The organism is Loktanella salsilacus, from assembly GCF_900114485.1.
Taxonomy (GTDB): Bacteria; Pseudomonadota; Alphaproteobacteria; order Rhodobacterales; family Rhodobacteraceae; genus Loktanella; species Loktanella salsilacus.
In genome coordinates this window covers 23645-30619 of sequence record NZ_FOTF01000034.1, presented here as the reverse complement: position 1 = coordinate 30619, position 6975 = coordinate 23645, and the positions used below count along the sequence as shown (strand labels likewise).

The window sequence follows — 6975 nt, the reverse complement described above, 5'->3', positions numbered from 1 at the left end:
GGCTTGGATCCTCATCGCACACATCAGACGCGTCACACGGCATCTCGCAAGGGATTGAGAAGGTGCAGTTAGTTTTGAATCAGACTCTTAGACATGAGCGAGCCTTTCAAGGGAGGTTTCAAGATCATCGGAGGTGTTCTGGTCACGCCAGAAGTCGGGACGGTCGCGGTAATCGTCGCCAAACCGGGCAGACCCAGACCTGCCGCCACCCAGCACGGTCAGCAGCGGGCCGAGCCGCCCCAGGTCCACATCGAGGATGGTCGATCCGGTATCCGTGCGATGCAGCGCCTTGCGGCCCTGCAACGACTTGGAGAGGATGAAGGACAGCTCACCGTCCGACATGGACATGCCGTCATAGTGGCCGGGTTCGGCGCGATGGTTCGGAAAGATCAGCTGGTTCGGCAGACCTTCAAGGATCGACTTCGCAGCCGATTGCTGAATTTGCGACGGGAATTGCGTCAGCATCACCACCACAACGTTCATCTTCCGCGCGGTGACGAGCCATTTTTTCATCTCGATCGCGAAGTAGGGATCATCAAGAACCTGCCATGCTTCATCGACCAGCAGCACCATCGGCCGCTTTTCTTCCATGACCATTTCAAGGGCGCGGAAGAGGTAAGCCAGAATGGCCGTGCGTTCGGTCCCGGCAGACAGCACTTCGGTCAGATCGAGGGCTGTCACGTCGTTGACCTCGAAGTTGACAAGCACGTCGTCACTCTCACCAAATACCCACGAATAGCGTCCGTCAGGCCCCCACTCGCGGACCCGCAGGGCGAGGTCGTTGCCGTCGTCAGCGTCGCCGATCAGAGACACGAACTGCGAGAAATTCTTGAGGTTACCCGGCGCGGAGGCATTCTGACGAATGGCGCTTTTAAGAGCTTGGCTTTGTGTCGGCGTCAGGGGCTTGCCGGTGTTTTCCAGCAGCGCCGAGAACCAGCTGAGGAGCCACGCTTCGCCGCGCGGGCCGCTTTCGGTCAGGAGGGGATTGAGGCCGGTCGGCTCGCCCACCTTCACTGCGGCATAGGTGCCACCCATCGCGCGGATCGGCATTTCCATCGCCCGGTCCTTGTCCAGTGCGATCAGCCGCCCGCCGTGCCGCAGGGCTTGCGCCGCGAGGAACAGGGTGGTGGTGGTCTTGCCGCCGTTCGACGGTCCCAGAACAAGGGTGTGGCCGTTTGTGGGTTCCGCATCGGGCAGACCGCGCGGGTGCAGGTTGAAGCGGTAGGGTGTGCCGCGTTCGGTTTCCATGACCGTGATCGGTTCGTTCCATGGCACTTCACCAACGCCTGCGCCAATGTCAGCGCCGTGCAGGCTCGCCAGATCGGCAAACGTCTCCGAGGTCACATAAGACGACCGGGCCGTCATGTGGCCGTTGCCGGGGTGGCACGACAGAAGTTCAGTGGCGTTCGCTGCACGGTCGCGCAGCATCCGAAACCCGGCCCGCTGGCAAATGCTCATGACGTCAGACACGCGGGCGTCGAGTTCTTTGCGGCCCGGTGCGCGGACAAGGATCGTCAGGCGATACTCGCCAACACCGAGCTCGCCCGACTCGATCCGGTCTACGGCCTCAAAAAGCTGATTTTCCACACGTTGCGCGAGATCATTGCTGGCCTGCATCTGGAGGATGCGGGTGCGGGCTTGTTCTACAATGTTGTCGCGGTGGATCGGCGCATAGCTCTGCACCACAACAACGTCGTCCAGCGCACCCAAGGCATCAAGGGCACCGGGTGTCGTGGCGGTCGGGTTATCCTTGACGCTGATCACCGCCGCGACCGCTTCGCCGTCGTTCACATCGACAATACCGTCCAGACCAAATTCGAGCGACACGTCGCTCACGTCTTGCGCCACAAGCGTCATAAGACCACGGCGTAGAGAGACGTAGGGCTGAAAATTCAGCACCGCCATGGCCGACCCGAACGCACCGTCAGAGATAGATAGCGGTGAGAGGGTGACGTTCAGGGCGTCGGCAAACACCGACGTCATTTCAGAAAGTGAACCGGCCAGTTCGGCCAGATTTTTCCGGCCGACCCGCTTGAGGGCTTTGCCAAGCAGCGGCACCCGCAACGCATTCGTGTTGGCACGCACGATCGTCAGAACGATCACAGCCTTTTTGGGCTGGCTGGCGTTCAACCCGTCGAACCAGGCATCATCGACCGCATGGGCGAAGGGATGCACCGGCTTGGTGTAGCCGCTGATTTGCACATCGCGGCGAAAGCGGTGGATGAAGAAGCTGAAACTCTCGTCCAGACCGTTGAGGATCTGGGATACCCGGGCGCGTAGGTCCAGCACGTCAGAGGAATCCGACGTATCGGCATCAATGCCATGCACTTCGAACGCCGCACAGACCGAACCGTCGCGCAGGATCATCACCGTGTCGTCAAATTCGACCCCGTAGGGCATCTTGCGATAAAGTTCATACATCGGATGCGCGGCCCTTTGTGGAGCGTTGGAAACGGACCTTGGTGCGGCCAAAACTTTGCGGCAAATGACGCAGCCGCATGGCAATCAGGCGGTGACCGTTGGGATTGATCGCGGTGATTGACCGTGCGCCGAAATACCAGATCGCGAAGGTTGGTAGCCAAAGCAGCGCCTTCGTGACCATGAACGGCATCACGGTCAGGCCGACCACCGCCATAAAGTAGGGCAGGGGCAGGCCCGCCATTTTGGCCTGACGGGTCAGCCCTTTTATGACGACGGTTTTTTCCATTACGATAGGATCGAGCGCAGGCTATCGACAAACGCGGGACCGCCGAACACCAGCACGGCACCGAGGATCACGGCACCGGGCCACGCCCAGCTAATCCGGTTCATCGCAGCCATGAAGCCAGCCGCCGCCAGCGCGATCACGAACGCAATGGTCGCAAGCGGGCCACGCATGAAGGCAACGACTTGGTTGCCCGCATTTTCGGCCTTCGTGAAGTCGATGTCTTGCGCTGCAAGATCTGTGCCATAGGCGCAAAGGATCAGGGCGCTGGCGCAAAGCGCGCCCGCCCGGTAAACGTTCATATTCACGGTGGTTACTCCTGTGAGGAAATGCGCCGCCACTGACGCTCGTAGTTGGACATGACTTTCGAGACATGCCGTTCGGTCTCCCGAAACGGGGGGACGCCTTTGTAGGTCCGCACCGCGCCCGGGCCTGCGTTGTAAGCCGCCACGGCAAGCGAGAGCGTTCCAAATTCTGCGATCTGGGCGATCAGATACCGCGCACCACCGTCAAGGTTCTGCGCTTTGTCGTTTGGATCGACGCCGAGCATCCGCGCCGTTCCTGGCATGAGCTGTGCCAGGCCGATTGCGCCCACAGGACTACGGGCGCGTTCATTGAAGCCGCTTTCGGCCTGGATCATTACATCGAAGAAGATGATGAACTCGCGCGGGTCGATTCCGGCAGCTTTGACGATGGGGTGCGCGGCATAGCGCGATGCGACCGCCCGTGTCAGTGCGCGGTTTGTGCCTGCCACAGACGGGACAGCGGCCAGCGCCGCAGGCAGGATTTGCCCCTCTGGCGATGCACCACTGTTGGAAGCAGGGGCATTTGACGTTGAGATTGTGGGCTGCGCTTCGGGTTCGCCGCCGATGGTTTTCCAGCCGCCCCCGATGCCGCCCCAAGCATTATCCGCCAGCGATGGGCTGGTGAATGACAATAGGAAACATGCCATCAGGCAATAACGCGGGAGGTTAGCTGTCGCTGGTGTCCCTAGCTTGATCGGGAAGGGTATGGATCGACTGCCCCCCCTCGAAAAAGGGGACGGTGAAATCTGCGAAACCCATTCGGTGCATAAACGATGCGCAACCGTTGATTGTCTTAAAGACTTTGATCTTGATTTGTTGCTCTTCGCCCCGGCTACGTGGATATGCGACCAGTATTTTTTCGACGGTTCCGTCACCGCTGACGACGCGGACTGTCCACTCCCCGTACCAGACTGCTGCTTTGTAGTAGGCATCTCCTTCGCAGAGGACTTGAGCCTGATACCCCATACCGAGCAACTTTCGAAATTCTGGTTCCGTGACCACATTTGGCGCTTCTTTTCGTAGATCTACACTCACGCCTGTGGTCCTTGTGCAAAAAGGATCAGGCACCCCATCTGGGCACCTTGATCCTACGTATCTATAAAAATGCGCACAACCTATAAATTTGCAATAAATGTATAGATTAGCGAATTATGTCACGGTTTCTCCAAAACCATCCTTAAGGGGCAAAACTCATGAATCAAAGCAATCAAGAGGTACTGTCTCCCATGAGTTTGAGAATCTGGTCGATCACCGGCTCACGGATCTCCGGCTTCTCGGATAAAAGATCGTGGCGGCCTTCCGGGACCAGAACGTAGTTGCCGTTTGGCCAGTTAGTCATACGGGTGCGGATCACTTCTTTATCCACATCCCCGTCGGCCTCTCCACAGAAAGCTAGACAGGGGATCTCGGGTGAGGGCATCGCAGCTAGAGCGCGACACTCTTTCAAAGACTCGTTGAGCCAGCCGAAGCTCACGCCGCCGATCATCAATTCCGGGTGGGCCTTCGCCTGTGACTGCCAGTAAGCAAATTCTTCCGCGTTCCCCGTCATGGTGTTCTCTTCAAAGGGAGCTCTTATGACATAGGGTTGCCCGCCTTGTCCCGGTGCAAATCGTTCTCCGAATCCGGTAAGCCGCGCGCATTTAGACAACACGCCCGCGATTGAACGAACGGGCGGCGGCAGGGTGATCCCCCACATTGGCCCAATGAAGGCGCAAGCCTTCAGTTCGATTCCCCGGACCAGACCGCGTAGCGCGATTGCCGCGCCCATCGAGTTGCCGATCAGTGTCCAAGGCCGAGGCAGGTCAAGGTCGCGGGCTGCTTGGATCATGGCATCAAGATCGTGCTGGTAGTCGGTGAACCGCGCGACATGGCAGATTTTCGGATCTTCGGTCAGCCTGTCTGACAACCCATGACCACGCCAATCAATCACGAACGTGCCGAGTCCTGCCTCTCCCAACCGCTTAGCCAAATGACCATACCGCTCGATGTAGCCGGAACGCCCTGGCGCGATGAACACAGTCCCTTCGCCGCGCCGTGCTGAGCTTGAGCTCGGCCAGTGAGCAAGCCGCAGCCTCACCCCGTCTTCAGCACGCGCCCAAAAGGCTTGACCGCCTTGCGGACCTTCAGCAATCTTTGTGAAAAAAGGTGCTTGTTCCATACTATTCCTTCTCAAGCCGACCGCGGAGCCTCAGCAGCCACCAGGCTGAGAACGTCAGGCAGCAAATAAGTGCGAGTGAAAAGCCTTGTATCTGTCCTACAGACATAAGGCTGGCGGCGAGGAACGCTTGACTTAAGACAAGCATTTTCCACGGCACATATCCCAACTGGGATTGCGCTGGTATGTTGCTGTCCTGCTGGGATTGGCGCAGCGCGATCTGGCCCCTGTTAACCCGTGTCGCGCAGACAAAGAGCGCAAAATTACCGACTGCAATCATCAGGAACGTCGTAAAGTGAGAGACAGAAGTATTCGGAAGGCTCCCATTAACTTCATCAGACAACCGTAGTGCGGCGGTAAAATCACGGAGCAGCCAGAGAGCGATATTAGGCGCATCCGATGACAGATAAGCAGCCTGCAATTTGATCGCTATCGCGGCCCAACCCAAGAAGAGCGCGGCATCAAATGCACAAAGCGCAATCCATGAACCCTCTTGGATCGCGGCCCCATGTTCGATTTCAGCATCCTTGTTATGTCGTGCCAGCGTTTCGTAGTCACCGGCCATGACAAACAGAAACATGAGACCAGTCAAAAATATGAATACGTACAGCGCGGAGTAGAGGTAACCCAGCATCGAAATAAAAGCCGACGCGCCCCGGCCAATAAATTCCGGCCGAACAAGGGTCAGAAGGTTTCTATCAACTTGATATAGCCCAGCTTCGCCCTCTGCATAAAGCCGAAGACATATCCCGGCCCATTGAGCAAGAAAAACGCCGCCCAGACACAACAGGAGTATCGCCCAAAATGGCAAGGCGGTCCCATCTAGCCGAGCATCCCACGCTGCAACATCGTTTGGATTGCAGTCATCAATTGACGAATTTTCCAAAAGCCGACAGCGTCCATAAGTCCGCCAATGCGCCAATGTATCGCTTACCCGCACGATGAATAGCGGTAGGATAAGCACGGGTAAAACGGTCCAGGTTGGTGCCCAAAGAAATCCGACTTCTTTAGAGAGACTGGGCATCACGCTGTAGCTCACCGACAGGATACCCAGTATGCCGTTCGCAAGCCCGTTTACGGCATAGGCCGCCCAAATCAGTATTGAGAGCTTGAGCGCATCATCGCGACTGAACCAAGACTCCCATGACCTAGCCATTGTAAGCGTCCGGCTCGATTTCACCTCTGCCCACGTTTCGTTCGGAGCATCGGATGGGGCATCGGACGCGCCATCATTCATGCCATTGCGCTGATCTCGTCTTGTACGTTCCCGCGCCTGCATCAGGGCCACCTGCCAAGATCGCGTTTTACTACTATCACCACATCCAAAGACGAGCGCCAATCGGCTTAAGTTAGGAACGCTTATGCCACCGCGACCCTGCGGAGCGAGCCATCGCTGCACGGTTCGCAAGTCGATCACACTACGACTCGGTTCCGCCTGGTTGATAGCCGTCGTGAGCGCTTCCGCCGTCCAAGGCTTGACTGGTTCGCCATTCGCGGGCGCATCCCTGCCAACACCAGCAGCGATTGCTGTCTGAATTAGCGATCTGAAATCATGATCGCTGGCAGGAGGCTCGCCGTAGTATTTTCCGTTTACCATCAACACTTTTCCGGTTTGATATGTCGTTTCATGTCGATTTGAGTGCATCCCATACCATGACATAGACCGCCGCCTCACCCCCCGAATGTTAATATTTCCTCTAAAAACATTATCTTTTATATCGATCATTTTCAGTAGCTTAGGGTGGTCCGTGTCGCATCATGTCGTAGGACGTTTCGTTTCGTGTCGCTAGTGTCGCCGTGCCACTAGAAAC

Annotated in this window: 7 protein-coding genes; all 7 read right to left on the bottom strand. The window is 57.4% G+C overall.

Annotation, left to right across the window (positions count from 1 at the left end):
- Window positions 1-87: 87 nt before the first annotated feature.
- Window positions 88-2421, bottom strand: coding sequence for a VirB4 family type IV secretion/conjugal transfer ATPase (locus BM131_RS18260; RefSeq protein ID WP_090191762.1), 2334 nt, complete (start codon window positions 2419-2421; stop codon window positions 88-90).
- A complete protein-coding gene (locus tag BM131_RS18255; protein ID WP_090191760.1) occupies window positions 2414-2707 on the bottom strand; it encodes a VirB3 family type IV secretion system protein in 294 nt (97 codons plus the stop codon). The genes BM131_RS18260 and BM131_RS18255 overlap by 8 nt, the downstream gene beginning before the upstream one ends.
- Window positions 2707-3006, bottom strand: coding sequence for a TrbC/VirB2 family protein (locus BM131_RS18250; RefSeq protein WP_090191758.1), 300 nt, complete (start codon window positions 3004-3006; stop codon window positions 2707-2709). The genes BM131_RS18255 and BM131_RS18250 overlap by 1 nt, the downstream gene beginning before the upstream one ends.
- 11 nt (window positions 3007-3017) lie before the next feature.
- Window positions 3018-3641, bottom strand: a complete 624-nt coding sequence (locus BM131_RS20450; RefSeq protein WP_245754318.1) for a lytic transglycosylase domain-containing protein — start codon at window positions 3639-3641, stop codon at window positions 3018-3020.
- 34 nt (window positions 3642-3675) lie between these two features.
- Complete coding sequence (locus tag BM131_RS18240; RefSeq protein WP_139222704.1) at window positions 3676-4044, bottom strand: hypothetical protein; 369 nt, start codon at window positions 4042-4044, stop codon at window positions 3676-3678.
- Between the two features lie 172 nt (window positions 4045-4216).
- Window positions 4217-5167, bottom strand: a complete 951-nt coding sequence (locus tag BM131_RS18235; protein WP_090191756.1) for an alpha/beta hydrolase — start codon at window positions 5165-5167, stop codon at window positions 4217-4219.
- A gap of 1 nt (window position 5168) precedes the next feature.
- The gene (locus BM131_RS18230; protein ID WP_139222703.1) at window positions 5169-6890 is read right to left on the bottom strand and encodes a hypothetical protein; all 1722 of its coding nucleotides are present in this window, start codon (window positions 6888-6890) and stop codon (window positions 5169-5171) included.
- Window positions 6891-6975 lie beyond the last annotated feature (85 nt).

Excerpts from the sequence above, each read along its gene's own strand:
- BM131_RS18260 (WP_090191762.1), bottom strand. The coding sequence starts at position 2,421 with ATGTATGAACTTTATCGCAAGATGCCCTACGGGGTCGAATTTGACGAC.
- BM131_RS18255 (WP_090191760.1), bottom strand. The coding sequence starts at position 2,707 with ATGGAAAAAACCGTCGTCATAAAAGGGCTGACCCGTCAGGCCAAAATG.
- BM131_RS18250 (WP_090191758.1), bottom strand. The coding sequence starts at position 3,006 with ATGAACGTTTACCGGGCGGGCGCGCTTTGCGCCAGCGCCCTGATCCTT.
- BM131_RS18235 (WP_090191756.1), bottom strand. The coding sequence starts at position 5,167 with ATGGAACAAGCACCTTTTTTCACAAAGATTGCTGAAGGTCCGCAAGGC.
- BM131_RS18230 (WP_139222703.1), bottom strand. The coding sequence starts at position 6,890 with ATGATCGATATAAAAGATAATGTTTTTAGAGGAAATATTAACATTCGG.